This is a genomic window from Rheinheimera sp. B2H12 (genome assembly GCF_059620065.1).
Map to the genome: position 1 here is coordinate 415,233 of NZ_CM184363.1, position 26,911 is coordinate 442,143.

Consider the following 26,911-nt stretch of genomic DNA (forward strand, 5'->3'; position numbering starts at 1 on the left):
GTCAGCTAAACACCGTTGTCAGCGCGGCTGCGGCTGGTTTCGCTTGTTGTAGTGCCTGCCGTGCCAGGCCAAGTGCAGCATCGGCATGCGGTACTTGTGCCAGTGGCAGTTGCAGCGCGACCGCGGTTAACTGCACATTTTGTTTGGGGAGCAGCTGTCCGAGTTGTTGCTGTAAATGCTCGGACAGCACCACAGCACTGGCCATTTCGGTTTGTGGCAACACCGCGACAAAACAATCTCCGGCCAGGCGGCAAATCAAGTCTCTGGGTCTGAGTTGATGCGTCAGTAACTCACTGAACTGCGTCAAAAAATGATCGCCGGCTGCGACGCCAAAATGACGGTTATAGGCAGAAAAGCCGCGGATATCCAGCATCAATAAGGACAGTGGTTGTTGTTGCTGGCGGTGTAACTCCAGCTCGCGTTCCAGCACGGCTTGTAAGTAAGCCGGACCATATAATTGCGTCAGCGGATCAATCAGCGCATGGTTGCGTAAAAACAGCTCCCGGCCTTGCAATTGCCGGTTAATCGCCAGTTGCTCCCGATGCCAGCCGACCAGACCAAAAGTCAGCAGCAGCATGCCGACAGGGGCCGGAAAAGATTCCAGCCAGCTCATCAGCCGGTGTGGTTCCGGATAGGCGATAAATTCATCCATTAAATCGACACTGTAGGAAAACACCAGTAAAAAACTGCCGCTGTAAAGCCAGTTGGTGACAGGTCCGGCTGGTCTGCTACTGACAATCAGGCACAACCAGCCAATGGCGACCGCCAGACTGGTCAGCTCGCCAACGCTGTCCCAAAAGTCCAGCTTAAGAAATGGCTTCAGGCTGCCATATTGCAGCGATAAGGTGATACCAGCCAACAACAGCAGCAGGCTAACAATGAGTTTATTCAAATGATGTCGCCACATAAGCTGGCTCTCCGTTGTCCCTAACCACCTCGGTGGCGATGTCACAGCATTGGCAACTGATGTTGTGCCAACGCGATTTAACTATCCATCATCGCCATCCTGTATGACCGCTTGATGACAATTTACCACCGCGCTGAGCTGTATGGACCCGGGTCATTGCAGCTCAGCAAAGCGGCTTTTCGCGATTACAGTTGTCATATGACCGCCGCACAATAACGGCCACTTTGACTAAGCCGTGAGAGCATCCTGATGAAAACGCAAAAAAAATCGCAAGTACAAACGCAAGGTTGTCCCTTGTCACAACCTCGTTTTAGCCGTTCCAGACTAGCGCTGGCGTTGTTACTTGCCAATGTCGCCTGCGCCGGACCTGTGCTGGCCGCGATGCCAATGGAATTAACCGCGGATAGCCGGCAAACTGCGGCCCCAGGTATTGTCGGTCAACTGAGCAATGCGCAAAAAGTATTGTTGCAAGGTGCTATTGTTCGGCTGACTGGTGCCAATCAAAGTGGCAAACCACGGGAAACGGTGACGGACAGCAGTGGCCGCTTCCGTTTTGATGGTCTGCCAGCAGGTGATTACCGGTTGGAAGTCAGTTATTTAGGTTATGGCAAACATCAGTTGCCGGTCAGTATCCAGCAACAGTCCGGTCAGTGGTTACAACTGAAGTTACAACCCCAAGCTGGCATGGAAGTGATCAAAGTGACCGGCAGCCGTGAAGGCCAGGCGCGGGCGCTGAATATCCAGCGTGCGGCCGACAACATCAAATCTGTGGTCTCTGCCGATTATCTCGGCCGGTTTCCGGATGCCAACGTGGCTGAATCCGTCCAGCGGCTACCCGGCATTTCGATCCAGCGTGATCAGGGTGAAGGTCGTTATGTCAACGTGCGTGGTGCGCCACTGGAATTTGCCAGTGTGACGGTTAACGGCACGTCTTTGCCATCGCCCAATGGTGCCACCCGCGCTATTGATTTAGATACTATTCCAGCCGATGTGATTTCGACCTTAGAAGTTACTAAAGCTATTACGCCAAATATGGATGCCGATGCCATCGCCGGCAATATCAATATCGTCACCCAAGGCGCGCTCGACAGCAAAGAGCCGATAGCACGGGCCAATCTGGCGGCTGGTCAGAATGAAAAGGGCAGTGGCGCTGTATATAACGGTGGGCTGACGCTGGGCCAGCAACTACAGGATGGCAAGCTTGGTTTGTTATTATCAGCCAGCCATAGCAAAACCGAACGGGTGACCGATAACGTTGAACACACCTGGAGTGAACAGGACAACGGCCAGTATCTGCCGGAACTGACCGAATTTAAAGATTATGAGTTAACCCGCAGTCGCAGTGGGGTGTCGGGCCGGCTGGATTTTCGGCCAAATGATCAGACTCAGCTCTATCTGGCGCATCATTTCTCCCGTTTTAGCGATGATGAATATCGCGATACCATGACGATAGAACTGGAAAAATTCAGTGCCGATGCCACTGCAGTGAAAGGGGTGGCCGGTCGCGCCACTTTTGATAAAGAAGTACGGCATCGTAAAGTGGTGAAAACCATCAACAGCACCCAGGCCGGTGGCAGCAGCCGGTTGCAGGACTGGACTGTGGATTATGGCGCAGCGCATTCAACAGCCAGCGAAGCTTACCCGCACCGTGACTATCTGATTTTTCGGGAAAAATCGCGCCCGGCGCTGGCTTATGACTTCAGCGACAGTGATTATCCGCAGTATCAGGTACTGGACAGCAAAGGCAAGCAAGTACGGGCCGATTTTAATTTCCCAGCGGATCAGTTTAATTTCCGCCGGTATGAACGTCGGTTTGGCGAAGCGGAAGAAACCGAACAAGCGCTGCATCTGGACTTGAGCCGGCTCAGCCAGTGGGGTCAGCTTGATAGTAGCTGGAAACTGGGGCTGAAAGCCCGCCTGAAAGACAAAGACAATGATGAAGACCGCCGCCGCAATGCGGTCGGCAAAGGTGGCCCGGCTTATGCCAAAGTGGCGACTGGCAAAGCGTCACAGCCGTTTGACGGTCGTTATCAGAACGGCAATAAATACCAGCGTGATTTTGTCGCGGCTTATGGCAGCCTTTATGAAAATGCCGATTACAAATTACTGCCGGAAGCATCGCAAACCACCGACTTTGCGGCGAGCGAAGATACCCTGGCAGCTTATGTCATGAATACCCTGAATTGGGATAGCACCACCTTGTTGTTGGGTCTGCGGCTGGAGCACACCAGCACTGAAGGCAGTGCGGTGCGTTTTGATGCTGATACAGAAAAATTCAGTCCGCAACAAGCCAAAGACAGCTACAGCAAGTGGTTCCCCAGCGCGCATTTACGGCATGAACTGGACAATGGCGTGATCCTGCGGTCGGCCTATAGTACAGGTCTGAACCGGCCGAACTTTGCGGATTTAGTGCCTTATCTGATTGTGGAAGAACGCAGTGAACAAGGCGGTAGCATCAGCATTGGTAACATTGGCCTGACGCCGACCTATAGCCACAACCTGGATCTGATGACTGAATATTACCTGGAACCGCTGGGACAGTTATCGGCCGGGGTGTTCTACAAATATTTATTAGATCCGATGTTTAAAGCGCGCAGTGTGCAGCAGGGCGGTGAATTTGCAGGTTTCCAGCTGACCAGACCGGAAAATGGCGATAAAGGCCGTTTGTATGGGTTGGAGCTGAACTGGCAACAAACGCTGGCGGCGCTGCCTGGCTTTGGCGTGATGCTGAATTACACCCTGACCGATTCAGCAGCGGACTTGCCTTTTGGCATAGGACAGACCGATTTACCTGGCACCAGCAAACATAGCTACAACGCGGCACTGAATTATGAAGCGAATGGCTACAGTGCGCAGCTGGCTTATAACTATCGTTCTGAGTATATCGACGCGCTGGATACGGCAGATCCAAAACTGAATACCTATTGGGATGAACGCGCCACGCTGGATTTCAGCGCCGGTTATAAATTCTCATCCCAGTTGAGTCTGTTTATTGAAGCCACCAACCTGACCGATAGCCAGGCGATCCGTTACCAGGGCGTACGCAGCCGGGTGTTTGAACACGAACAGTTTGGCCGTGCCTGGCAACTGGGCGTGCGGGGCAGCTTCTAAGCGCCAGCACTGCAGTTTCGAGCGTAGCACAGTGCCTGATTGGATGGACTGTGCAGCCTTGTTGTGAGGCGCTGCTACCGCTGAGTGGCCGCGCCTCAGAAGTATATTTTGCGAAGAACATTTTGCTGAGAACATGATGAAACCAACCTTATTTAACCCTTCGCGGCTATTTTGCGCCGTCTTGATGGCTGCCATTGTTTGCGGCAATGGCATCGCCAATGCAACTGCAGCTCAATCAACTGGTGAGCACTTACTCACAGCTTTGCCACCGTTGACTGTCAAAGCCCGTGCTTATCAACAACTGACACACCAGGGCGAGCGGCTGCAGTTGCTGGCGGATAAACGCGGCTTGCACATTCTGAATGACAAGGGCCAGTCACTGGCCACGGCGGCTGGTGATTTTAGTCGTTTTACCACTTTGCAATTACCAGTTTTGCCATTACCAGTCCAGGGCGCTACGTCGGTTGGAAGTCAAAGCAGCCTGTTGATTGCGGCGATGGATGATGAAAGCCAACACTTCCAGCTCTGGTCCTGGCAGCAGCAACGGCTGCAACTGTTGCAGCAACAGCCTGTCACCAGCCGGGTGGTGGAGGATCTGTGTTTTTATCACAGCCAGGATAATCAACAACTGAGTATTTTCCTGCTGGGCGATCGTGGTGGTGCCGATCAACTGTTATTACAGCAACAAGGCCGCTGGTTAAAGCAACCACTGCGGATCCGTGAATTGAGTGTGCCTTATGACAGCAAAGCCTGTGCTGTTGATCAACGCAGCGGTAGCTTGTATCTGAGCGAGCACAGCCAGGCCATTTGGCGTTATCAGGCCGAACCTGAAGCTGATGAAGGCCGGCAGTTGGTGCAGGTGAAGCAGCCGTTTGGGGCTATAGCTGCTGAGATTGTCAGCATGACAGTGCTGCCGGACGGTCGCCTGCTGGCGCTGGAAGAGCAGCCGGGCCGGGTGTTGCAACTGCGATGGCCGTTGGATCAGGCCGGTCAGCCTGATTTCAGTGCCGAAGCCCAGCTCAGTGCCCAGCCCCTGGGTGATGGTGAATTCGTCTATCTGTCGGCTGCACTGACGCCGCAGCAACAGAGCGTTTTTGTCAGTGCCAAAGGTGAGCCTGTGCAGCAATTGGCGCTATCTGGCAGCACAGGCCAAGTGCCGCTAGTTGCAGCGGCGAGCTTGCTGTTACCGATGCAACAAGTGCTGCCCACAGTGCAAACACCAGCCGCGCCAGCACGGGGTGATGTCATCGACGACCCGGCCATTTGGCATCATCCGTCGAAACCAGAGCGCAGCCGTATTTTGGCGACCGACAAGCGCAATGGTCTGGAAGTGTATGATGTGCAGGGCAAGTTATTGCAACAGTTGAACGTCGGCCGGCTGAATAATGTCGATGTCCGTTATGGTCTGCCTTTTGCCGGTCAGCCGCATGATGTGGCAGTGGCAAGTTTACGTAATAACAATAGCTTGCAGTTGTTTGCAATTAATGCAGAAGGTGAAGTGCAACAGGCCGGTCAAATTGCCACCAGCATGCAGGAGATCTACGGTTTATGCCTGTTTCAGCCGGCTGCGGGTCAGGTGGACGTGTTCGTCAATGATAAATCCGGCTTGATTGAGCAGTATCGACTGAGTTCAGACGGCAAGCGCTGGCAGGGGCGCAAAGTGCGGCAACTGCAAGTGCCCGGGCAGCCGGAAGGTTGTGTGGTGGATGACGCGCGCCAGCAGTTATTTGTCGGCGAAGAAGATGTGGGAATCTGGCGTTTTGCCGCGGCGGCAACAGCCAGCAGCAGCGGTGAAAAAATTATCTTAGCTGATGGCAAGACGCTGGTGGCGGATGTGGAAGGTCTGGCTTTTGCACCGGGTGAACAACCTTATTTGCTGGCCTCCAGCCAGGGCAATGACAGTTATGTGCTGTTTTCTGCCGTGGCACCATATCAGCCGGTACTGCGTTTTCGCGTCATCACTAACCCTGACCTCGGCATTGATGGTACTTCTGAGACCGATGGGTTGGAGTTAACCGTTCGCTCGCTAGGGCCAGCGTTTTTGCAAGGTGCGCTGATTATTCAGGACGGTCGCAACCGGATGCCGGAGCAAGGCCAGAACCTGAAGTACATCCCCTGGCAGTCAGTGTTGCAACTGATCCCTAAGCAGCAATAGTGCGCAAAAAACCAGCAGCAGCGGGGTGGCTGCTGCTGGTTGTTTTAGACCGATAAACCCCAGTCATCAAAAGCTTGCCGCGCCAGTTGTTCGCGAAATTGCGGCGCGGCAATTTGAATCAGCGCTCTGGCTCTTTCAGTCAGGCTGCGTGCCCGCAAATTGGCGACACCATATTCAGTGACAATATAATGCACATGAGCACGGGTGGTCACCACGCCAGCGCCAGGGGCTAATAAGGAGCTGATGCGCGACACTGTGCCGCTGGCAGCTGTGGCTGGCAGCGCAATCACGGAGCGGCCACCTTCGGATAAGGCGGCACCACGGACAAAATCCATCTGGCCACCGACGCCGGAATAAATTTTGGTCCCCAGTGAGTCGGCGCAGACCTGACCGGATAAATCCACCTGTAAGGCGCTGTTAATGGCCATCACCTGCGGATTTTGCCGGATCACGGCGGTATCGTTGGTATAAGCCACGTCCAGAAACACCACTTCCGGGTTGTCATCGACAAAGTCATATAAGGCCTGACTGCCCATGGCAAAAGTGGTGACAATTTTGCCCGGATGTTTGCGTTTATTGCGGTTACTGAATACGCCTTTGGCCAGTAGCGGCAACACACCATCGGAAAACATTTCAGTGTGGATCCCCAGCTGTTGCCGATCGCCCAGGCAAGCCAAAGTTGCATCCGGAATAGCGCCAATGCCCATCTGCAAGCAATCACCGTCCCGCACTAAACTGGCGACATTTTTGCCAATCTGGGCTGTGACGTTATCAATGCTGGCGGGCAAATGCAGTGGAATGTCAGATTCGAGTTCACAATAAGCGCTGAAGGCCGATAAATGCACAAAAGAATCGCCATGGGTGCGCGGCATCCTGGGGTTAATTTGCGCGATAATTTTTTTCGCCGATTGCATGGCGGCCCGCGTTGCTTCCACCGACACCCCCAGGCTACATAAGCCATGTTTATCCGGCGGCGATACCTGAATAATGGCGGTATCAATGGCTTGTTCGCCACTGCGGAACATTTTCGGAATTTCTGATAAAAAGGCTGGCACATAATCGGCAGCGCCACAATTGACGGCTGGCCGGGTTGGGCGGCCAACAAAAAATACCCGCTGGCGTAAATGCCCTTGCAGCGCCGGATCACAAAGCGCGCTACTGAGTTCAGTGTGCAGGCTTAGCAAGGTTAAGTCGCGTTTATCCAAGGCCACTTTGGCGAGGGCATTCAGCATCGAATAAGGGGTAGCAGCCATCGAGTGGCTCCAGATGGATTCACCGTTACTGATGGTGGCTAAGGCTTGTTCCGGGGTGGCATAATACATAACTGAACTCTGTGCTGGGAAATTGCAAACAGCATAACGACAGCTTTGGGCGGCCGTTATGATTGGGATCAACTGAATTGGCTTTATCCGTCTAGCTTTGGCTGGCGAGCTGATTGAGCGTTTCAGCCAGACTTTTTAACAACGCCTGATTCTGATTAACCACGCTATTGATTTCACTGGCCGAGCTGCCAGCTTTAAACGCCAGATTCCGCACTTCTTCTGCTACCACTGAAAAACCCCGACCCGCTTCGCCCGCCCGCGCCGCTTCAATCGCAGCGTTCAGCGCTAATAAGTTGGTCTGATCGGCAATGGCATTAATACTGGACACCATATTGTTGATACTTTTGCCGGAATTCAGCAATTCCGCCATCACCTGATCGCTTTGTTGCACCACCTGCTGCCGTTTGCTGATATCGGTGCCGTAAAAAATCACTTTTTGCAGATCGCCCTTGGGATGGCGAATGGCACTAAAGGTGGCGGCCAGGCTGATGGTGCGGTTGCCAATACTAAAACTTAAATCTTTACGGATATTTTTGCCAGCGACTAACTGCTGCTGTTGCTCCGGCGACAGGCATTGTTGCCAGCTTTTACAGGCGCTGCTGAACTCATCATTTTTCACCTGCAGGATGCGGCTGGCGTAGTCGTTCATGGCCAATACTTTGCCCTGGGCATCCCATTCCAGCATCAGATTGGATTGGCTGATGGCATCAAACCGCACCTGATTTTCCAGCGCTGAGGATTTAACCGGCGTGATATCGGCCAGAATGGCAATATAACTGTGGTGTTCGCCGCGTTCGTTATGCACCGGGTTGCTGGTGACTGAAATCCATAACGAAGAACCATCGCGGCGATGGATTTCTATTTCATCATAAAAGGCTCTGGGGGCGGCCAGCTCAGCTTCAATCCGTTGCCGGGTGCTTTCATCGGTTTTGGGGCCGACTAACACTTCGGCAGCGACATGGCCGAGAATTTCAGCGCTGCTGTAGCCAGTCATCTTCGTAAAACCCTGATTTACATATTGTATTTTTCGATTTACATCGGAAATAATCACCGCGTTATCGGTTTCATTGGCCACCATCGACAGTAATTCAGCTTCTTGTTTTTGCATGATTTCTGCTGTGATATCAGAGGCATATTTCACCACTTTCAGCACTTCGCCATCAGGCCCTAAAATAGGGTTGTAGGTAGCGTGGATCCAGACCGACTGACCGCCTTTGGTCAGTCTTTTAAAATCGGCGGTTTGATAGTGACCCTGGCGTAATTTCGCCCAGAATTGCCGGTATTGCTCTGAATTCGCTTCTTGTGGTGCAACAAAAATGCGGTGGTGTTTGCCTTGTACTTCGCTCAGTTGATAACCCATCAACTGTAAAAAGTTTGCATTGGCCGTCAGGATCTGGCCATCGAGATTAAATTCGATCACCGCTTCAGAGCGCTGGATGGCTTCAATCTGACTTTGCATATCCGCTCTTTGCATCACTTCAGCGGTGATATCGGTGGCAAACTTAATAATCCGGCTGACTTTGCCGTTGCGCAGAATAGGGGTGTAATTGGCTTGGATCCAGACCGAGGTTCCGCTTTTGGTGCGGCGTTTAAATTCGGCAATTTGGGCTTTCCCGGCGCGTAATTCATCCCAAAACCGCTGATAATCGCGGGAATGGCTGGCGGCTTGGTCTAAAAATATCCGATGCGGTTTCCCGACAACGTCTGCCAACTGATATTGCATCAGTTGCAGAAAGTTTTTATTGGCATGCACCACAGTACCATCGGTGCTGAATTCTATCACTGCCATGGTTTGATGCAGTGCTTTGATAATATCGTCGTTGCCGCCTTTGTTGCCAAACAGTCCGAACATAGTCACCTCAAGTACCTTTGCTTGCAACAAAGCCTAGTCGGCAGTTGTTGCATTTTCAAACCAGATATGAGTTAAATTTTTTCAGTTTCAAAGTCTTAGTGACAGCACGCAGTGATAGTGCATAGCACAATAAAATCAATGACCTACCGATTTTGCTACGCCCGATAAAGCCGTCTGGATCAGCTTTGTTGATTCAGCCGTAGCATAATCTCAGCCAGCCGTTGTAATAACTGCTGATTGGTATGCACCACAGTACTGATTTCACCCGCCGAAGCGGCTGCTTTACTGGCCAGATTGCGTACTTCATCGGCCACCACGGCAAAACCACGGCCGGAGTCACCGGCGCGGGCTGCTTCAATCGCGGCATTGAGGGCCAGTAAATTGGTTTGCTCTGCAATCGCATGGATACTGGAGACCATCTGATGGATATTCTGGCCAGAGGCCTGCAACGCCTGCATTAATTGCTCGCTGTGGCGCAATTCGGCCAGCGTTTGCATCCGCGCTGAGATATCACTGCCATAAGCGATCACTTTAGCTAAGGAATCATCAGGTTTGAATACGGCGCAGAACGTCGCTGCGATGCCGACGCTGCGCTGGCCGAATTCCAGACTGATTTGTTGCGCTACATACTGGCCGGCCAGCACTTGTTGTTGCTGTGCAGGCGTCAGATATTGTTGCCAGCTTTGGCAAGCCTGGCTGAATTGACTGTGATTGATGTCATAGACCCGCTCGGGATAATCATTCAGCCCGGTCAGTTTGTCTTGTGCATCCCATTCCAGCAGCAGATTCGAATGGCTGATGGCATCAAAGCGGATTTTATTTTCCAGCGCGCTTAGTTTGACCCTGGCTGGCATCAACAAAGATCCGGTGTGACTGGCCCTGGATTTCGCTCTGCTGATAGCCCATCAGCTGCAAAAACTTGTCGTTAGCGCTGACGATAGTGCCATCGGGTTCAAATTCAATCACCGCCTGATGTTGGTAGATGGCGGTTAAAATGGCGGCCGGGCTCACTTTGTTACTAAATCCAAACATCTGCTGCTTCCATCAGGAATAATGCTGTTGAGCTTAGTCAGCAAAGTCCGGCACTGCCAAAGTGGCCCCACATTTTTTTGCAATTGCTCCCACTCATACTCTCACTTCAGGTCATTGTTTTTATCATGTTTATCCTAAAGCGCATTACAGGCAGCTAATAACCATTGTTGTTGCACCTGATGCAGCACCAGCAATAACAGGCAACTGCTGGCGGGCTGATCCTGTTGCAGCCAGTGTTGTTGCACCTGTAATACCAGCACTGAGTTGCCGAGCTGCTGTACGTCCTGTAACTGATAATGCAATTGCAGGCCGGGGTTTTCTGCCAGCAATTGTTGCAAAGATTGCAGTAAGGCCGGGATCCCCTGTTGAGCCTGACCAAACAGATTCACTTGCCGCACTTCTGGGCTTAAGTTGGTTGCCAGTAACGGCCAATCGCGTTGCTGGCAAGCCAGATTCAGTTGTTGCAGCCAGGCACTGGCGGCTGGTTGGCCGTCGTAAGCGAAGTGTGTTGCAGAGTTGCGCAGCGGAGTATGAAACGTCAGTACAGCGGCGGCGTGGTTAAAACTATTGCTGATGGCTTGGTGCTTGTGCATAAGTCGTTTCCTGAGTTGGGTTGAAACCGGGGTGACAAAAATCTGCCGCCATGCTAAAACCTCAGGTTAACTTCAGGTCAAGCAGGAAATAACCATGGCAACTGAAAAATCGCTCAAAGCATGGCTCAGTGTGGGTGAAGTGGCTAAACGCAGCGGGGTTGCGGTGTCGGCGCTGCATTTTTATGAAAGCAAAGGTTTGATCCAGAGTCAGCGTAATAGTGGCAATCAGCGCCGTTATTCGCGCGATGTGTTGCGCCGGGTCGGTATTATCAAAGTGGCGCAGCGTACCGGTATTCCGCTGGAGCAAATTGCGCAGGCATTGGCGGCGTTGCCAGCTGGCAGCAATGCCAGTATGCAGGATTGGCAAGCGTTATCGCAGCAATGGCGGCAGTCGTTGGATCAACGCATCACGGAATTAATCCAGCTGCGGGATCAACTCAGCCGTTGTATTGGTTGTGGTTGTTTATCGCTGGATGGCTGTCCGCTGCGCAATCCAGGTGATCAGTTGTCGGCACAAGGGGCGGGCCCGCATCTGATGTCATTGGAAAGGATGGCCGAGCTGGCGGCAAAAGAGCAATCACAGCAAAAATCCTGACCCTCAACCCGCAGCTAAAAAAGGGGCCCAAAGGCCCCAACAACACACACACAAAATCGGTCGCAACTGCCTAGTCGTCCTGCTTAATGCTCTAGAACCTGCTACGCAGGCCTACAGTCCAGCGTTTTTCATACACATTCTGGCTAATCAGATTGTCTTGCCACTGCGCATAGTTGTTTTCAAACTCGCCGGTCAGGTTGCTGACCGACAGATAGACACTGGTTTGCTGCCAGACATCATAACTTGCTGAAAAATCAACGTATAAAGTGGAGTCAGTCCAGATCGGTACCACGCCTTTACCGAGCGGAACCTGCAGTGAATCCAAGCGATCACTGCGGTAGTTGGCAGCGAGGCGCAGTTGCAGACCGGACTTTTCATACCAGAGCACGGCATTGCCGGAATGCTCGGAGTTATCCTGGATGGGCAGGGTTCGTCCCAGCACATCTAAATTGGCACTGTCGCTCGGCGCATAGGTGTAATTGAGCGAAGAACCGAAGCCACTCCAGATCCCAGGCAGGAAATCAAAGGCTTGCTGATAGGTCAGCTCGACCCCATCAATGGTGCCGCCTTTGCCATTCACTTCGGTATCCACCGGTACTTCCCGCCGCACCACACCGTCAATATCCGGCAGGGCTTTCATCACCACGCCTTTTTCAATAAAGGATTCGATATCAATTTTAAACAGCGCCAGGCTGACCAGGCTGCTGGCAGAAAAATACCACTCCAGCGCCAGATCATAATTACTGGAGCGCCAGGGTTGCAGTTCTGGATTGCCATTTTGCCGGCCACTGACCGCCACCAGCAGATCCGGACTGACATTATATTCTTTCGCTAACACATCGCCGGCGCGGGTACGGCCGACTGAAACACCACCGGCCAGTTTGGCAAAATCCAGATTGGTCATGGTTTTGCCATAAGCGGCCCGCAGTACCCAGTCATCGGCCAGATTCAGCCGTAAATTGGCTGACGGCAGCAGCTCGTTATCGCTGCGCTTAATGGTTTCTTCGCCGGTTTTGGTGGCGGCGGTACATAATGCGCAAGGTCTGGCATTGCCAACCAGATTCTGGTTGATGGTCAGCTCAGTGCGGATGTACTGAGCGCCGAGATTGGCGGCATAGGGCAGGGCAAATAACTCACCTTCCAGATTCAGCTTCAGGTAACCACTTTGGTTATCCTGTTGGATCTGATAACTTTTGGTCGGGTCGCTGAGCTTTTTATTGCCGGGATATAAGGCATTCTGAAAGGCAACAGGATCATCCATCACCTTGGGATCAATCAGATAAAAACTATCGCGGCTGGCCGGGCCAAAGCCTTGCACTGGTTTGACCCAACCCGCCGGCAGTTCATCAAAATAAAAGGCCTTGCCAATGGTTAAATCGCCACCCGCCACTGAACTGACGCCATCGCCGTTGGTATCGCCAAGCGAAGCACCTGAGTCTTTCCACATCACATCGGCAGTCAAAGGGCCTGTGCTAAAAGGCGCTACCAGAATAAAAGTATCCCGGGTTACATCACGACGGGCAGCCCGAACACCGAATTCGGCATTTTGTACATCCGCCAGTTCAAATTGATATTTGCCATCTAATCGCAGTACATCCAGGTTAGCGTCTTCGCTGAAATTGTTTTCCGAATAGGTCGACACCAAGTTGGTGCGGGCGGCGTCACTGGCAAAACCTTGTGGGAAGCCCAGGCGCATATATTTGCCAGTGCTGTTGAAGCTGACCGGAATATCGGCCGGACCATAACCTCTTGGGTTGACGGGCTCAGGACCCTTGCCGACGTTACGCAGCAAGCCATGCTGAGCACCACTGGTGACATAAGCGTGCGCGACGTTTTCGGTATGGTCACGTCCGGCATCGCCGTATAAATAGCGCAAGGAACCGCTAAAAGCGCCCTGACTGTCGTAATCGAGCTGCAAGTTCAGGTTGGTGGAATCGCGTTCGTTGGTCAGACTTTCAGAATAAGCACTGACCCGTCTGACCAATAACTCAGCTTGGTTGACAGTGTAGAGGTTGCCGCCGAGCGGACCCGGGCCACGGTCAATAAATTGATCGGAATAAGCCCAGTTATTGCCGCGGGCGCTGTCAATCATCAGACCTTGTTTGCGATCCGCATCGTCCATTTGGGTATAAAACAAGTCTGCGCTGAATAACAGCTGCTCAGTCAGCACATATTGTACTGAGGCATTGGCGCCAACCCGATCCCGCTCTGTGCCGCGGTCCATGGTGCCGTAATAACGTTGGGTGAAATAACTGTCGTTGTTATCGCCATCTTTATTAAAATCGCGTTTGTCTTTTTCCTGCTCACCTACCACTTCCATGGCATTGAGAATGGTGCCGTTTAAATAATTGGCCAGGTTGCTTTGGTCGTACGACAAGCTGAATACGGTCGCCAGTTTTTCATCGTCCGACTTATAACCGGCAAATACAGCGGCTTTACCGTCATTCTGTTCGGATAAAGAACCACGGGTCAGTTCAGTATTGACGGCAAAAGTGTGACCCGTCTGCAGTTGCAGCGGGCGCCAGGTTTTTAAATCCAGCGTGCCGGAGACACCCCCTGCCAGCACGGACGCCATCGGCGATTTCAGCACATCAATACCGGCAATCAGCGCGGCCGGAATATCGGTGAAGTCGGGTTGTACTGTGGTCAGCGAACCGGCGCTGAGAAATTGTTCACCATTGAGTAAAGTGGTGACTTGCGGCATACCACGCACGTTCACAGTCGAGCCTTCGCCAGCGGAACGGCGGATTTGAATACCCGGAATTCTTTGCAGGGTGTCGGTGATGGTCACATCCGGCAATTTACCTAAATCTTCAGCGGTGATGGTATCCACCACCTGATCGTTAAATCTCTTGTTGTTCAGATTCTGCCGGGTACTGGCGGCAATACCCCGAATTTCCAGTCGTTCGACGGCCTGTGCTGGCGGTGTGGCGGTATCGGCACTGGTTTGTTGTGCCAGTACCACCGGGCTGCTGCACAAACATAGCCATAACGCCTGATTGAGTGTGGTCCGGCGCCAGCGCTGCGGCCTGGCGGATTGCTGTTTTGTTGCTGCGAATTGACGATGTGACATGCTGTTCCTCTGCTTTTTAGTTTTATCAAAGTGTTGGCCGTCCCGGCCCTGCAATCCGCCATACGCAAAAAGCGGTCTGCTATTCCTTCTGTTCCTGTTGTGTGTGCGCAGATGTTATTTTGTAACTTTAATTATTTTGCTTGCGGGTTACCTTTTAACACGATATTTTAGTGAAGTTCAATGATTATTTTTTCGGCGCCTGTGGCAGTTGCAATTGACTGCCATACAGTGCCCCAGACAGGACCAAGGCATGATCACACACAGCATCGAAGCCGGCAGCAGCTTACCGGCAGTCGCGACCGAGCCATGGCTGGCTGGTAACAAAGGGATGGGTGATGCGGCCTTATGGCAGGCCGGTGGCTGGAATTTATTAGCTGAGCAGTTGGAATTACCGGTGGCGGTACTCAATGCCACTGCGCTTCGTCATAATTTACGCTGGATGCAGCAGTTTGCCGCCAAGGCTGGGGTGCAACTGGCACCGCATGGTAAAACCGGCATGTTACCGGCGTTGTTTCAGCAACAGATGGCGCATGGCGCCTGGGGCATCACACTGGCAACGATGGCGCAGGTCCAGGTGGCCGCGGCAGCCGGTGTGCCGCGGGTATTGTTGGCCAATCCGCTGGTCGGCTTGCGGGCGATGCAACAAGTCGCTGCCTTGCAGCAACAAGGCCTGGAGTTTTATTGTCTGATTGACAGCAGCAGTCAGTTGCAGCAACTGGAGCAGTTTTTTGCCGGTTGTGGCCAGACCTTACATGTGTTGCTGGAAGTGGGGGTGACAGGCGGCCGCGGTGGTGTCCGTGGCCAGCAGGCGGCATTGCAACTGGCACAACAAATCAGTCAGAGCCGGCATATCCGGCTGGTCGGGCTGGAATTTTATGAAGGGGTGGTGAAAGCGCCGACGGCGGAATTAGCAGGCGCCGTGCGGCACTTTGTCGATGACTGTATCGCGCTGACGCTGCAGCTGGCTGAGCAAAAGCTGTTTGCCGCTGAGCAAATCATCCTGACGGGTGCCGGTTCCGCCTGGTACGACGTGGTGGCGGCCGCTTTTGCTGCCGCGTCTTTACCGGCCAATGTGCTGCCGCTGATCCGGCCTGGTTGTTATGTATTTTTTGATTTGGGCATCTACCAGCAAGCGCAGCAGCAGGTACTGGCGCGCAGTGCGCTGGCCTGTCAGGTGGACGGTGCTTTGCAAAATGCGCTGGAAGTCTGGGCTTATGTGTTGTCGCGGCCTGAACCCGGTTTGGCCGTGGTTGGCCTTGGTAAAAGGGATATTGCTTTTGACGCCGGACTCGCGCTGGTCAGTCAGCATTACCGGCCTGGCACTGCGGTGCCGAAGCCAGCCGATCCGGCCTGGCGGCTGCAAAAAATCATGGATCAACATGCCTTATTACAGCTGCCACCGGATGCGGATGTCGCGGTCGGTGATATGCTGAGTTTCGCCGGTTCCCATCCTTGTCTGACATTGGACAAATGGCGCTATCTGGCACTGTTGGATGCGGATTATCAGGTCCGGCAGTTATACCCAAGTTATTTTTAATCTGTCGTCGGCAGGCCATGCCAGGCTGGGCCCGGCGGTGGATCCGGACAAAAGGATATCGCAGTGGATATAGTTTCACGGATCAATGAATGTATCACTCATTTACGCCAATCCGAACAAAAAGTGGCGCGGCTGATCCTGGCCGATTTAAATTTTGCCGCCAGTGCCAGTATCAGTGAGCTGGCGGATAAAGCCGGCGTCAGCCACGCCAGTATCACCCGGCTGGCGCGGGCGCTGCAGTGTGACAATGTGCGGGATCTGAAATTAAAAATTGCCCAGTCGGCTGCGGTCGGTGAGCGTTTTATCAGTGACTCCATGGTGGAGAAAAAAGATATTCCGGTTATTTATCAAGCCATTACTGAAATTTTGCAGCTCAACACCGGCCTCATCACCCAACCGATGATCGATGCCGCTTCTGATCTGATGATCCAGGCCCCCAAAGTGCTGATCTTCGGCGTCGGTGGTGGCAGTTCAGTGCTGGCGCAGGAATGTCATCACCGATTGTTCCGTCTTTGTGTACAAAGTAACGCCTATTCAGATCCGTTGCTGATGCGGATGACGGCGGCCAGTGTGGATAAAGGCGATGTGGTGCTGTGTTTATCACTCAGTGGTTACAGCCCGGAAGTCGAGGCTGCAGTACAGATTGCCAAAGATTATGGCAGTGCCGTCATTGCCATTTGCCCGGACAGCCGTTTGTCGAAACTGGCCGATGTGCATTTACCGATCCTGACGCAAGAAACTGATTTTATTTATAAACCCAGTTCTTCCCGTTATGTGATGCTGGCGGCCATCGATATCCTGGTCAGTCAGATTGCTGTGCTGAACCAGCGTAAATCCAGAGAGAAACTGCGCCGGATTAAACATGAACTGGACGAACACCGGCATGGTCCGGAACGTCTGCCACTAGGAGATTAACAGTGTCAGGGAATGCACCCATTCAGGCAAAGATTGCCGTATCGCAGGCCACAGCAACAGAGGCAGAGCTATACGAGGTGATTTTTCGCGGTGCCAGTGTGATTGATGGCACCGGCACCGCCGTCAAAATTCAGGATGTGGCGCTGCTCGGCGATCGCATCGCTGCAGTCGGCACTTTGCTCCATGCCAGTGCCAGGGTCGAGGTAGATGCCCGCGGTTTGACCCTGGCACCAGGTTTTATTGATGTGCATACCCATGATGATCTGGCGGTGATCCGACAGCCACAGATGCAAGCCAAACTGAGTCAGGGCGTGACCACGGTGATCACCGGCAATTGTGGCATCAGTGCTGCGCCGGCGTTGTTGCAGGCACCGCCGCCGGATCCGATGAATTTATTGGGTGCTCAGGCCGAATTTATTTATCCGACGCTGGCGGATTATAGCCGCGCCGTTGCACTGGCGGCGCCCGGCGTCAATGTAGCAGCGCTGGTTGGTCACACCACCTTGCGTAATGCGGTGCTGCCAGATTTATCGCTGGCAGCCAGCAGCACAGAAATCAGTCAGATGCGGCAGTTGCTGACGCAGGCGCTGCAACAAGGGGCTTTAGGGTTAAGTTCGGGACTGGCCTATCACAACGCTTTTGCGGCACCGGCAGCGGAAATTATTGCCATTGGTCAGGACCTGGCGCAGTACGGTGGTATTTATACCAGCCATTTACGCAATGAATTTGCTGACATTATTCCGGCGCTGGCGGAAGCCGCCGACATCGGGCTGGCTTTGCAGGTGCCGGTGGTGATTTCGCATTTAAAATGCGCCGGTGTCGCCAACTGGGGCCGTGCGACTGAAGTGCTGGACTTTATCCGGCAGCGCGGCGTGAGCCAGCCGTTGTGTTGTGATTGTTATCCTTATGCTGCCAGTTCCAGCACGCTGGATTTAAAGCAGGTGACCACTGATTTTGACATTTTTATCACCTGGTCTGAGCCATGTCCCGAGATGGCTGGTCAGACGCTGGCGGCTATTGCTGCGGCCTGGCAAACCAGCCTGCCTGAGGCGGCGGCGCGGCTGATGCCAGCCGGCGCGGTTTATCACGGCATGGCGGAAGCGGATGTGCAGCAAATTCTGCAGTTTCCACCGACCATGGTCGGTTCAGACGGTCTCCCCTGTGATCCGCATCCACATCCCCGCTTATGGGGCTCTTTTCCACGGGTGATCGGGCATTACAGTCGTGAGCAGCAGTTATTCAGTTTGCCGCAGGCCATCCACAAAATGACCGGTTTGTCAGCCCGCAATTTCCATTTGCCACAACGCGGCGTGATCGCTGCAGGAAACTTCGCCGATTTAGTGCTGTTTGACAGCGAAAAAATTAAAGATGAAGCTGATTTTCTGCAACCGACCCGGCCTGCTGCCGGTATTTGTCAGGTTTATGTCAATGGCCAGTTGGCCTATCAGCATGGCGCTGTGACCACCACGCGGGCCGGACGTTTTTTAACCCGGGCTGTTGCAGGCTGAATGCCTGTGTCAGCCGCAACCTGATCCCAAGCTTAAAACCCGCAGCCTGGCTGCATAACCCAAAGGCGGCAAGCATGCCGTCCACATATTCAGGAGTAACCCATGATCCGTAGATTTGGCGCCGCAGGCGGCACCGGCACCGGTGGCCAGCATTTACCTTTTTCCAGCGCAGTTGAAGCCGGTGGCTGGTTGTATGTGTCGGGCCAGACCCCGATGCGGGATGGTGAAGTGGTGGAAGGCGGCATCATCGAGCAATCTGAGCTGGCGATCGCCAATTGTTTGCAGATCATGCAACAGGCCGGTTATGGCCTGGAACACGTGGTGCATGTCACAGTGATCCTGACCGATGCCCGCTATTTCAGTTCTTTTAATAAGGTGTTTCGCGACATTTTTGGTGCTCATCCGCCGGCCCGGGTCTGTGCTGTGGCTGATCTGGTGGTGGACTGCAAAGTGGAAGTGGATGTGACCTGCTACAAAGCGCCTTAAGCGCACCGCTGCCGCTGGTGACCAGTGCGGGTTGCCAGACGTCAGTATCGACGGCAGATCAAGGCTGACCAACGTAGCTAGCCTGGCCGTAATCCAGCAACAGGGGAACAACAATGACAGAACAAACAGGATTTCTGGCCGGATTTTTTGTCTATCTGGCCGCCATGATTACGCTTGGCTGGTGGGCCGCCCGCCGGCAACAAGGACCGGCCGGCAGTAAAACTGCTGCCGAACAAGGGGAAGATTTTTTATTGGGTGGTCGCAGTTTGCCATTCTGGCTGACGCTTGGCACCACAGTGGCGACTATGGTCGGCACAGGGTCATCTATGGGCGCGGTCGGTTATGCCTATCAGCATGGCTGGGCCGGTACTTTGTATGGGGTTGGCGGTGCGCTCGGCATTTTATTGTTGGCCTGGTGGTTTGCTCCGGTGCGTGAACTGCGGTTTATGACGATGAGCGAAGAGCTCAGTTATTACGTCGGCGCTGACGCCTGGGTGAAAAATCTGGTGGCAGTGCTGATTTTTATCGCCTGTATTGGTTGGTTAGGCGCGCATATCCTCGGTGGCAGTATGTATTTGGCCTGGCTCACCGGCATTAGCCAGAACGAAGCTAAGCTTTTGATAGCCTTTGGTTTTGCCATTTATGTCATCATCGGCGGTTATACCGCTGTGGTGTGGACAGATGCGGTGCAGGCGCTGATTTTATTTGCCGGTTTTATCCTGATGGCGCTGTTTGCGCTGCACGCCGTGGGTGGCTGGCAGGTGCTGCAACAATCGATCAGCAGTCATCAGATTGCGGCGCCGGGCTTGATACCATCGATTTCGCTGGCGGCCGCTATTCTGGTTGGGGTACTGGCGACCCCATCGTTCCGGCAGCGGATTTATTCCGGCTTGAATGTCAGTACGGTGCGGCGCTCTTTTGTCTGGTCCGGTTTGTTATATCTGGGCTTTTGTTGCATTCCGGCGCTGCTCGGAGCCGTGGCCTGGCTGTTGCAGCCTGAGCTGAGCAATCCGGCTTTTGCTTTTCCTTATCTGGCGCTGGAGCTATTGCCGTGGAGCCTGGGTTTACTGGTGTTACTGGCCGGTATTTCCGCCACTATGTCGAGTGCCAGTTCAGATGCTATTGCCGCCGTATCGGTGTTGCTGCGTGATCTGTATGCGCTGATTTGGCGCCGTACTCCAGCGGCGGCGCAAGTGGTCAAACTATCGCGTTTTGGCCTGGTCGGCGTGGTCGCGCTGGCGCTGCTGTTTGCGCTGTTGGCGGACAATATTATCAGTTATATCACCGGCATGATTGCCATGCTGATGTCCGGCATGTGTGTGCTTGGCGTGACTGGCCGGTTCTGGCCGCGGCTGAATCGTACCGGCGCACTGGCGGCTTTACTGGTGGCGCCGCTGGTATCGCTGCTGTTGCTGTTGCAACCCGATTGGCTGGCCTTTTGGGGCAATCCGGTGATCCCGGCCGTGCTTGGCAGTGCACTGGCCGCTGTGGTTGGTAGTTTGTTGACCAAAGCGCCGACGGTCAGCCGCGCGCAGGCGCTGGCGCTACTCAATCAGCAACGCGCAGCGATGGAAGGCCAGGCAGTGACGCTCACGCCAGAGGCAACGTCAGAGTTAGCTTGCGCCAGCCTGCAACCGGAGGTGCGCGGATGATTATTGGTTTGTTTGGCGAATGTATGCTGGAACAAAACCTGTTGCCGCAGCTGTCGGCAATGGCTGACGCGCCCCGTTTTGGTGGCGATACCCTCAATACCGCACTTTATCTGGCGCGATGTTTGCCGCAGCTGGCGGATGCTGGCAAGTCACAGTCCGCCTGGCAGCCGCCGCGCTATTTCACTGCTGTTGGTCAGGATCAGGCCAGTCAGCAGCTGTTGCAGGCCTGGCAGGCGGAAGGCATCGATATCAGCGCTGTGCAGCAACTGGCGGATAAAACCCTGGGCCGTTATCAGATCAGCCTGGACTCACAGGGCGAACGCAGTTTCAGTTATCAACGCTCGGATAGTGCAGCCCGGGCTTATTTCCGAGAGCAGCCAACGGCATTGCAGCAGCAACTGCAGCAGCGGCAACTTGACTGGTGTTATCTCAGTGGCATTAGTCTGGCGATTTTAACTGAGGCCGATCGGCAACTGTTATGGGCCAGTCTGCAACGTTTTGTCGCTGCCGGTGGCAAGCTGGTGTATGACAACAATTTTCGGCCGCAGCTGTGGTCAGCGGCGGACGCCGCCCGCTGGCAGCAGCAGATTTTGCCTTATTGTCAGTTGGCGTTGTTAACCGACAGCGATGAACTGGCCATTGGCGGCCAGAGCGCTGAACAAAGCCGGCAAGCGGCGCTGGCGGCCGGTTGCGCTTTGGTGCTGGTGAAGCAGGGCGCAGGCCCTTGTCTGATCGGCTGGCAAGCGGCCGGGGCTGCGGCGCTGTGCTGGCAAGTGCCGGCAGAAGCGGTGCCGACAGTGGTCGACAGCAGCGCGGCCGGTGATGCTTTTGCCGCGGCCGTGCTGGCGGCGTTATTCACAGCGCCAGACTGGCAACCGCCGCAGATAGAGCGGGCGGTCCGCTGTGGGCATCGGCTGGCGGCTGCAGTGCTGGGCCAGCATGGTGCCATTATTGCGCCTGCTGCGATGCCGGATTTTACCGATCTGCAGTGGGCACCCTGTGCAGATGTTGATGCTGATGCAGCTGTTGTTGGCCAGGAGGAGAAATCCGATGCTAAATAATGTATTGCTGGCTCCTATGCCGGTGTTGCCAGTGTTGCCGTGCTTTCGACAGTTATCACACTGGACTGTCGCATTCAGTCTGGCAGTGTTTTGTGCTACCGCCAGTGCCAGTCCGGCGGTCACCGACAACCGCGAGCTGGCGCTGATGCCTTATCCGGCTAGTGTGAGCCAGCAGCCAGGCGCTTTTTCGCTGAACCGGGTCCAGCTGGCTGGCGCTGACAGTCCGGACTGGCAGCTGAATGTCTGGACTGAAGCCAATACCGCCGGTAGTCAGTTTTTGCTGGATCATCTGCAACAACGTCTGACTGCTCAGGCCGGTCAGCCGGTCAGACTACGGCGGGTGAAAGATGCCGCTGCTGCGCAGTTGCAACTACGTTTTACCAAGCAGATTAGCATCCCCAAACCCGGTGATGATGAAAGTTATCAGCTGCAGGTCACGCCACAGCAGATCCGGCTGAGCGCGCCGACCAGTACCGGTGCTTTGTACGCTGTAGAAACGCTGGCGCAATTACTGGATTGTCAGGTGACGTGCCAATTTCCGGCTTTGCAGATTGCCGATCAAGCCAGATTTGGCTGGCGCGGTTTGTTGCTGGACAGTGCGCGGCGTTTTATACCGCTGCCGGATCTACAGCGGCAGTTACAGGGCATGGCTTCTGCCAAACTGAATGTGCTGCACTGGCATTTAACCGATGATCAGGGCTGGCGTTTTGAAAGCCTGGCTTATCCCAAACTGACAGCGCCAGCGGATGGGATTGAAAACAGCACTGATCCGTCGTTTTATAGTCAGCAGCAAATGCGTGAGCTGGTGGCTTATGCCGCCAGGCTTGGCATCCGGGTGGTGCCGGAAATTGATTTACCCGGTCATGCCAGTGCCATTGGCCGGGCTTATCCTGAGCTGATGGCGGCGCCGGGGCCTTATTTACCGGAATTGCGGTTTGGTGTGTTTACCCCGCTGTTGGCTGTGCATTCGCCGAAAGTGAGCGAATTTACCCAAAAGTTGCTGACTGAAGTGCAACAAATTTTCCCGGATCCTTATCTGCATATTGGCGGCGATGAAGTGAAGCCGGATGACTGGCTGGCGAATCCGGACATTGTGCGGTTTATGCAACAACAGCAATTGCCGGATGCAGCGACGCTGCATGCCGATTTTAACCGTCGGTTAGCCGGGCAATTGCAGGCACTCAATCGGCGAATGATGGGCTGGGATGAAGTGCTGCACCCTGATTTGCCGGCTGAAGTGCTGGTGCAATCCTGGCAAGGCCAGGATGCGGTGGCGGCCAGTGTCAAAGCCGGTCATGCCACCTTGTTATCGGCCGGTTATTATCTGGATCAGCCGATGCCAGCCTCTTACCATTATCGCAATGATCCAGTGACAGTAGCGCAGCCACTACCGCCGCTCCGGGGGGAGCGCGAACAGGCCATCCAGCTGAATTTCAGTTTGCAGCGGCTCAATAATAAAGCAGTAGAGGGCAGTTTGTTGTTGCTACCCGCCACAGCACAGCACAGCGCGCAACTGCGCTGGTGGGTGCCAGGCCGTGGTGCGCTTGCAGCCAATACGTTAAAGCAACAAGGCCAGCACTGGCAGTTTCAACTGGATAGCTGGCTTGGCCCCGGTGAATTTGAGCTGGAGCAGCAAAGCCCGGCCAGTTCACAGCAAAGCAGCCAGTGGCGAGCCAGCTTATGGCTTGGCAACACCCCTTATCCGCTGCAACTGCGCCAGATGGCGGTTGATCCGCTGTTATGGCAACAACTGAGCGCCAGCCAGCCAGCCTTAACGGCCTGGCAGCAGCAGTTGATCAAAGGCGGTGAAGCGGCGCTCTGGACCGAATTGGCCCCGGCCGCAACGCTGGATCTGAAGTTATGGCCCAGGTTATATGCGGTGGCGGAACGGTTCTGGTCTGAGGAAAGTTTGCGGGATGAAGCTTGGATGTACCAGCGTTTGCAGCGGATGGATGATTATGCTGCCAGGCTCGGCTTGCAACATCAGTTACAGCAGCAACAAGGGTTACAACAACTGGCGGCCAACAGCGCAGAGCTCTCGGATCTGAAGCTGCTGAGTGAACTGACCGAACAAAGTCAGTATTACAGCCGGCATCATCTGAAAACGGTGCGGGATGAATACAGGTTGGGGCTGCCATTGCAGCGGTTGGCGGATGCTTTACCGGCGGAAAGTCTGCAGCTAGTGAGGCTGCGACAGCAACTGCGCAGTTTGCATTGTGCTGATATGGCTGTCACTGCCGCTGAGCGCGCCAGTTTAGTGGCTGAGTTGCAGCACCAATTGAGTCAGTGGCAGCAAGCCGCCAACAGGTTACAGCAATTTCAGGGCAGTGCCAGTGGCGCCTTGCAACAAAGGACCATCCGGCTACTGGCGCAGCAAGCCAGTCAAAGTCTGGCGCTTGGTTTGCAGTGGCTGCAGTTGTTGCAGCAGGGGCATACCGTCAGCCCGCAGCAGTTGCAACAATGGCAGTTGCAGCTACAGCAACTGCGCACAGCGCCCGCTGAAGAAGTCCTGCCGTTGCTGCGGCTGTTATCACTGAGCTGGCAAAGTTGTGCTGCTTCAGCAGCATCGCGCTAACCAGGCATTTTCACACTGGCAACCTGCGGCCGCTGCCGCAGGTTGCCAGGCTTAGTCGTGAATTAACCGCCTGGGGGGTTGCGCCCGTCTGTGATCACCGACCGTTTTTGTGCACTCTGCTTTGCCAACTGTCAGCAGATCACCAGGTGCAGTTGACCAGCGGCCAGGGCTGAACTAGCTTTAAACACCAACAACAAGGACCAGCGTTGTTTAAAGGTCAGCTTCCATGATGGAGGTGTGTCATGTTCAGTCGTCTGCTTTATCGTATCGTGCTGTTTTTTATCCGTTTACCAAAAAGTGTCAGTTATCTGCTGCTCGGCTTGGTGCTGATCCTGCCGCTGCTGACCACTTTTGTCGCCAAAATGTATCAGCAGTGGGATAACGATCCGGACCGTGGCGCTGTAGCTATGGCCGATGGTCGGTTTGGCGAAAATTACAGTACGCCGGAATATCTGGATCAGGGTTGGGATGCCAATGCCAGCCTCTGGTTTTATAACACCACGCAGGGCTCGGCGCTGTTGCCTTATGACTTTTTACTGGCGCTGGAGCAACCAGAAAAAAGTCAGTTCAGTTGTGAGCGTAACGGCAAAAACAGCAGCTGGTTTTTATGTCCGAAATTTATTGATGATCATCGCTATTTACCGCAAAAAGCCACTTTTTTTAATCCAGATGCCTTGCCGGTAGGTTTTGTCAAAGAACGTTATCAGGGCCGTGATTATGTCGGCCTGACCTGCAGCGCCTGTCATACCGGCCAGGTCAATTATCAGGGCCGGGCACTGCGGATAGATGGCGGACCCGCGATGGCCGATATGGTTGGTTTGTTAACTGACATGTCGCAGGCGCTGCGACAAACTCAGCGTCAACCGGATCGCGACAATCCAAGGTTACAGCGTTTTATCGATCAGGTGCTGGCGCTCGATAACGATTTCAGCACGGCCGAACAAGTGGAAGCTGAGCTGAATAAATGGACCCAGACCCGGGATCTGTACAATACCGTCAATCACAGTACCACCCGGCAGTGTTTGCAGTCGGATGGTAGCGTGCAGGATTGTGCCGGCGATACCAATCGTCCGCTGCGATACGGCTATGCCCGACTGGATGCCTTTGGCCGTATTTATAACCGGGTGCTGCAACATGCCATTAATCGCAGTCAACTGGAGAAAATTTTAAAAAGTGTCACCCGATTCGGCGGTGCTGAACGAGTGCTGACCGATGCGGAAGTGGAACTGGTGTTAAGAGGGGTGGGAGATCCGACGGACGCGGTGTTAAAAGACGAACAATTTGCCCAGATCCTGGCCAATTTACGCTCCAATGCGCCAGGGTATCCGGCTTTGAATCAGCCGAATATGCTCAGGATCCGCAATGCCATTTTCAACCCGCCTAATGCGCCTGTCAGTTACCCTTTCCTGTGGGATATTACCCGTTCTGATTATGTGCAGTGGAACGGACTGGCTGGTAATTCTTTTCTCGGGCCTTTGGGCCGTAATGCCGGTGAAGGGATTGGGGTCTTTGCTATTCTGGACTGGCATACCGAAACTGGTGTTAGTAAGTGGATGAAAAACTTTAGTTTATCCTCATTTTTAACCGGGCAAAGTAATAAAGAACAGGTGATTAATTTTAAATCCTCGGTCGATTTATTTAATCTGGAGCGGCTGGAAAGTCATTTAGGCAGTCTGATGTCGCCGCGCTGGCCGTTCTGTCGCCAAAGCGAAAGCGGCGCTTATTATTTGCCAAATGGCCCGCAGAGCCAGCCGGTCGATGTACGGGCTTGTGCCGGCAAGGATTTACGAATTAATCCGCAGCAGGCGGAGCGGGGCAAAGTGCTTTATGCCGAGCGCTGCCAGAGTTGTCATATTGTGCTGGACCGGGAGGCCGGTGACCGCTTGATGGTATCGAATATGGTGGGGATCCAGGATGCGGAAACCACCGATGAAACCATGGCGCGCAACAGTGTGATGTACCATGGCAAATCCGGCAATCTGAAAAATACCTATCAGGATACTGATGTTGGTACTGTGGTGATCCAGGAAGATGCACCTGTAGTGCAAATTCTGACGGCTGGCACCAAAGGGGTGATTGCGACGCCAGATGCGGATAAATGGCTGCCGGTGCGGCTCTATGACTGGGTCTATTCACTGGTGAGATCAGCGCAGGACAATCCGATTAAAAATAGCCTGAAAGCTGGTAATTATCTGCCGGACACCACCGCCAATCCCTATCAAAGTCTGCTGGCGTATCGTGGCCGCTCGCTGAATGGCATCTGGGCCACTGCACCTTATCTGCACAATGGTTCAGTGCCTACTTTGTATGATTTACTCAGCTGTGCGCAGGACAGGCCTAAGACTTTTCAGGTCGGCGCCCGTGAGTTTGACCCAATCAAAGTCGGGTTAAAGAGTGAAGGTTATGCTGGTTTTACCTTTGATACCACTCTGGTGGGCAATCTCAATAAGGGCCATGACTATGGCGCTTGCCAGCTCAGTCATGACGATCGGATGGATCTGATTGAATTTCTGAAAACGCTGTAACTACAGCAAGGA

General features: G+C 53.9%; 17 protein-coding genes and 1 pseudogene. 11 read left to right on the forward strand and 7 right to left on the reverse strand.

Features of this window, described 5'->3' with window-relative positions; genetic code table 11:
• Position 1 precedes the first annotated feature (1 nt).
• Positions 2-907: a GGDEF domain-containing protein gene (locus tag AC53GJ_RS01875; RefSeq protein WP_496730832.1), complete on the reverse strand. Its 906-nt coding sequence runs from the start codon at positions 905-907 to the stop codon at positions 2-4.
• 249 nt (positions 908-1,156) lie between these two features.
• Here AC53GJ_RS01875 and AC53GJ_RS01880 point away from each other — a divergent pair, with 249 nt between their 5' ends.
• Positions 1,157-4,018 (forward strand): TonB-dependent receptor, encoded by a 2,862-nt coding sequence (locus AC53GJ_RS01880; RefSeq protein WP_496730833.1) that lies wholly within the window; start codon positions 1,157-1,159, stop codon positions 4,016-4,018.
• Between the two features lie 133 nt (positions 4,019-4,151).
• Complete coding sequence (locus AC53GJ_RS01885; RefSeq protein WP_496730834.1) at positions 4,152-6,173, forward strand: phytase; 2,022 nt, start codon at positions 4,152-4,154, stop codon at positions 6,171-6,173.
• A 44-nt stretch (positions 6,174-6,217) separates the two neighbouring features.
• Here the strand turns inward: AC53GJ_RS01885 and AC53GJ_RS01890 are convergent, their stop codons facing one another.
• From AC53GJ_RS01890 to AC53GJ_RS01910, 5 genes and pseudogenes are all read right to left on the reverse strand, one after another.
• A complete protein-coding gene (locus tag AC53GJ_RS01890; protein ID WP_496730835.1) occupies positions 6,218-7,495 on the reverse strand; it encodes an acetyl-CoA hydrolase/transferase family protein in 1,278 nt (425 codons plus the stop codon).
• 172 nt (positions 7,496-7,667) lie between these two features.
• Positions 7,668-9,353 (reverse strand): annotated as a pseudogene (locus tag AC53GJ_RS01895) (PAS domain S-box protein); the annotation flags it as partial.
• Positions 9,354-9,526: 173 nt separating this feature from the next.
• Positions 9,527-10,201 carry a methyl-accepting chemotaxis protein gene (locus AC53GJ_RS01900; RefSeq protein ID WP_496730836.1) on the reverse strand — a complete coding sequence of 225 codons (675 nt, stop codon included), beginning with the start codon at positions 10,199-10,201 and terminating at the stop codon, positions 9,527-9,529.
• Positions 10,164-10,379, reverse strand: a complete 216-nt coding sequence (locus tag AC53GJ_RS01905) for a PAS domain S-box protein (RefSeq protein ID WP_496730837.1) — start codon at positions 10,377-10,379, stop codon at positions 10,164-10,166. Before AC53GJ_RS01905 ends, AC53GJ_RS01900 begins: the two co-directional genes overlap by 38 nt.
• Before the next feature lie 134 nt (positions 10,380-10,513).
• On the reverse strand, positions 10,514-10,972 hold the full coding sequence (locus AC53GJ_RS01910; protein ID WP_496730838.1) for a hypothetical protein: 459 nt from the start codon (positions 10,970-10,972) through the stop codon (positions 10,514-10,516).
• 94 nt (positions 10,973-11,066) lie between these two features.
• Between AC53GJ_RS01910 and soxR the strand changes: the two genes are divergently transcribed.
• Entirely contained in the window at positions 11,067-11,567 is a 501-nt protein-coding gene (gene soxR / locus AC53GJ_RS01915) for a redox-sensitive transcriptional activator SoxR (protein ID WP_496730839.1), read from the forward strand.
• A 91-nt stretch (positions 11,568-11,658) separates the two neighbouring features.
• On the opposite strand, the gene AC53GJ_RS01920 is transcribed toward soxR, so the two are convergent.
• Positions 11,659-14,640 carry a TonB-dependent receptor gene (locus AC53GJ_RS01920; protein ID WP_496730840.1) on the reverse strand — a complete coding sequence of 994 codons (2,982 nt, stop codon included), beginning with the start codon at positions 14,638-14,640 and terminating at the stop codon, positions 11,659-11,661.
• A 250-nt stretch (positions 14,641-14,890) separates the two neighbouring features.
• On the opposite strand from AC53GJ_RS01920, the gene AC53GJ_RS01925 reads away from it, so the two are divergent.
• From AC53GJ_RS01925 to AC53GJ_RS01960, 8 genes are all read left to right on the forward strand, one after another.
• Positions 14,891-16,177: an alanine racemase gene (locus AC53GJ_RS01925; RefSeq protein ID WP_496730841.1), complete on the forward strand. Its 1,287-nt coding sequence runs from the start codon at positions 14,891-14,893 to the stop codon at positions 16,175-16,177.
• 63 nt (positions 16,178-16,240) lie between these two features.
• Positions 16,241-17,092, forward strand: coding sequence for a MurR/RpiR family transcriptional regulator (locus tag AC53GJ_RS01930; protein ID WP_496730842.1), 852 nt, complete (start codon positions 16,241-16,243; stop codon positions 17,090-17,092).
• Between the two features lie 2 nt (positions 17,093-17,094).
• Complete coding sequence (locus AC53GJ_RS01935) at positions 17,095-18,600, forward strand: N-acyl-D-amino-acid deacylase family protein (RefSeq protein ID WP_496730843.1); 1,506 nt, start codon at positions 17,095-17,097, stop codon at positions 18,598-18,600.
• Between the two features lie 102 nt (positions 18,601-18,702).
• Positions 18,703-19,086, forward strand: coding sequence for a RidA family protein (locus tag AC53GJ_RS01940; RefSeq protein WP_496730844.1), 384 nt, complete (start codon positions 18,703-18,705; stop codon positions 19,084-19,086).
• 113 nt (positions 19,087-19,199) lie between these two features.
• Positions 19,200-20,738 carry a sodium:solute symporter family protein gene (locus tag AC53GJ_RS01945; RefSeq protein WP_496730845.1) on the forward strand — a complete coding sequence of 513 codons (1,539 nt, stop codon included), beginning with the start codon at positions 19,200-19,202 and terminating at the stop codon, positions 20,736-20,738.
• Complete coding sequence (locus tag AC53GJ_RS01950; RefSeq protein WP_496730846.1) at positions 20,735-21,799, forward strand: PfkB family carbohydrate kinase; 1,065 nt, start codon at positions 20,735-20,737, stop codon at positions 21,797-21,799. The genes AC53GJ_RS01945 and AC53GJ_RS01950 overlap by 4 nt, the downstream gene beginning before the upstream one ends.
• Positions 21,789-24,374, forward strand: a complete 2,586-nt coding sequence (locus tag AC53GJ_RS01955; protein WP_496730847.1) for a beta-N-acetylhexosaminidase — start codon at positions 21,789-21,791, stop codon at positions 24,372-24,374. Before AC53GJ_RS01950 ends, AC53GJ_RS01955 begins: the two co-directional genes overlap by 11 nt.
• Positions 24,375-24,616: 242 nt before the next feature.
• Entirely contained in the window at positions 24,617-26,899 is a 2,283-nt protein-coding gene (locus AC53GJ_RS01960; RefSeq protein ID WP_496730848.1) for a di-heme-cytochrome C peroxidase, read from the forward strand.
• The last annotated feature ends 12 nt before the right edge of the window (positions 26,900-26,911 follow it).

Excerpts from the sequence above, each read along its gene's own strand:
- AC53GJ_RS01875 (WP_496730832.1), bottom strand. The coding sequence starts at position 907 with ATGTGGCGACATCATTTGAATAAACTCATTGTTAGCCTGCTGCTGTTG.
- AC53GJ_RS01880 (WP_496730833.1), top strand. The coding sequence starts at position 1,157 with ATGAAAACGCAAAAAAAATCGCAAGTACAAACGCAAGGTTGTCCCTTG.
- AC53GJ_RS01885 (WP_496730834.1), top strand. The coding sequence starts at position 4,152 with ATGATGAAACCAACCTTATTTAACCCTTCGCGGCTATTTTGCGCCGTC.
- AC53GJ_RS01890 (WP_496730835.1), bottom strand. The coding sequence starts at position 7,495 with ATGTATTATGCCACCCCGGAACAAGCCTTAGCCACCATCAGTAACGGT.
- AC53GJ_RS01900 (WP_496730836.1), bottom strand. The coding sequence starts at position 10,201 with ATGCCAGCCAGGGTCAAACTAAGCGCGCTGGAAAATAAAATCCGCTTT.
- AC53GJ_RS01905 (WP_496730837.1), bottom strand. The coding sequence starts at position 10,379 with ATGTTTGGATTTAGTAACAAAGTGAGCCCGGCCGCCATTTTAACCGCC.
- AC53GJ_RS01910 (WP_496730838.1), bottom strand. The coding sequence starts at position 10,972 with ATGCACAAGCACCAAGCCATCAGCAATAGTTTTAACCACGCCGCCGCT.
- soxR (WP_496730839.1), top strand. The coding sequence starts at position 11,067 with ATGGCAACTGAAAAATCGCTCAAAGCATGGCTCAGTGTGGGTGAAGTG.
- AC53GJ_RS01920 (WP_496730840.1), bottom strand. The coding sequence starts at position 14,640 with ATGTCACATCGTCAATTCGCAGCAACAAAACAGCAATCCGCCAGGCCG.
- AC53GJ_RS01925 (WP_496730841.1), top strand. The coding sequence starts at position 14,891 with ATGATCACACACAGCATCGAAGCCGGCAGCAGCTTACCGGCAGTCGCG.
- AC53GJ_RS01940 (WP_496730844.1), top strand. The coding sequence starts at position 18,703 with ATGATCCGTAGATTTGGCGCCGCAGGCGGCACCGGCACCGGTGGCCAG.
- AC53GJ_RS01945 (WP_496730845.1), top strand. The coding sequence starts at position 19,200 with ATGACAGAACAAACAGGATTTCTGGCCGGATTTTTTGTCTATCTGGCC.
- AC53GJ_RS01950 (WP_496730846.1), top strand. The coding sequence starts at position 20,735 with ATGATTATTGGTTTGTTTGGCGAATGTATGCTGGAACAAAACCTGTTG.
- AC53GJ_RS01955 (WP_496730847.1), top strand. The coding sequence starts at position 21,789 with ATGCTAAATAATGTATTGCTGGCTCCTATGCCGGTGTTGCCAGTGTTG.
- AC53GJ_RS01960 (WP_496730848.1), top strand. The coding sequence starts at position 24,617 with ATGTTCAGTCGTCTGCTTTATCGTATCGTGCTGTTTTTTATCCGTTTA.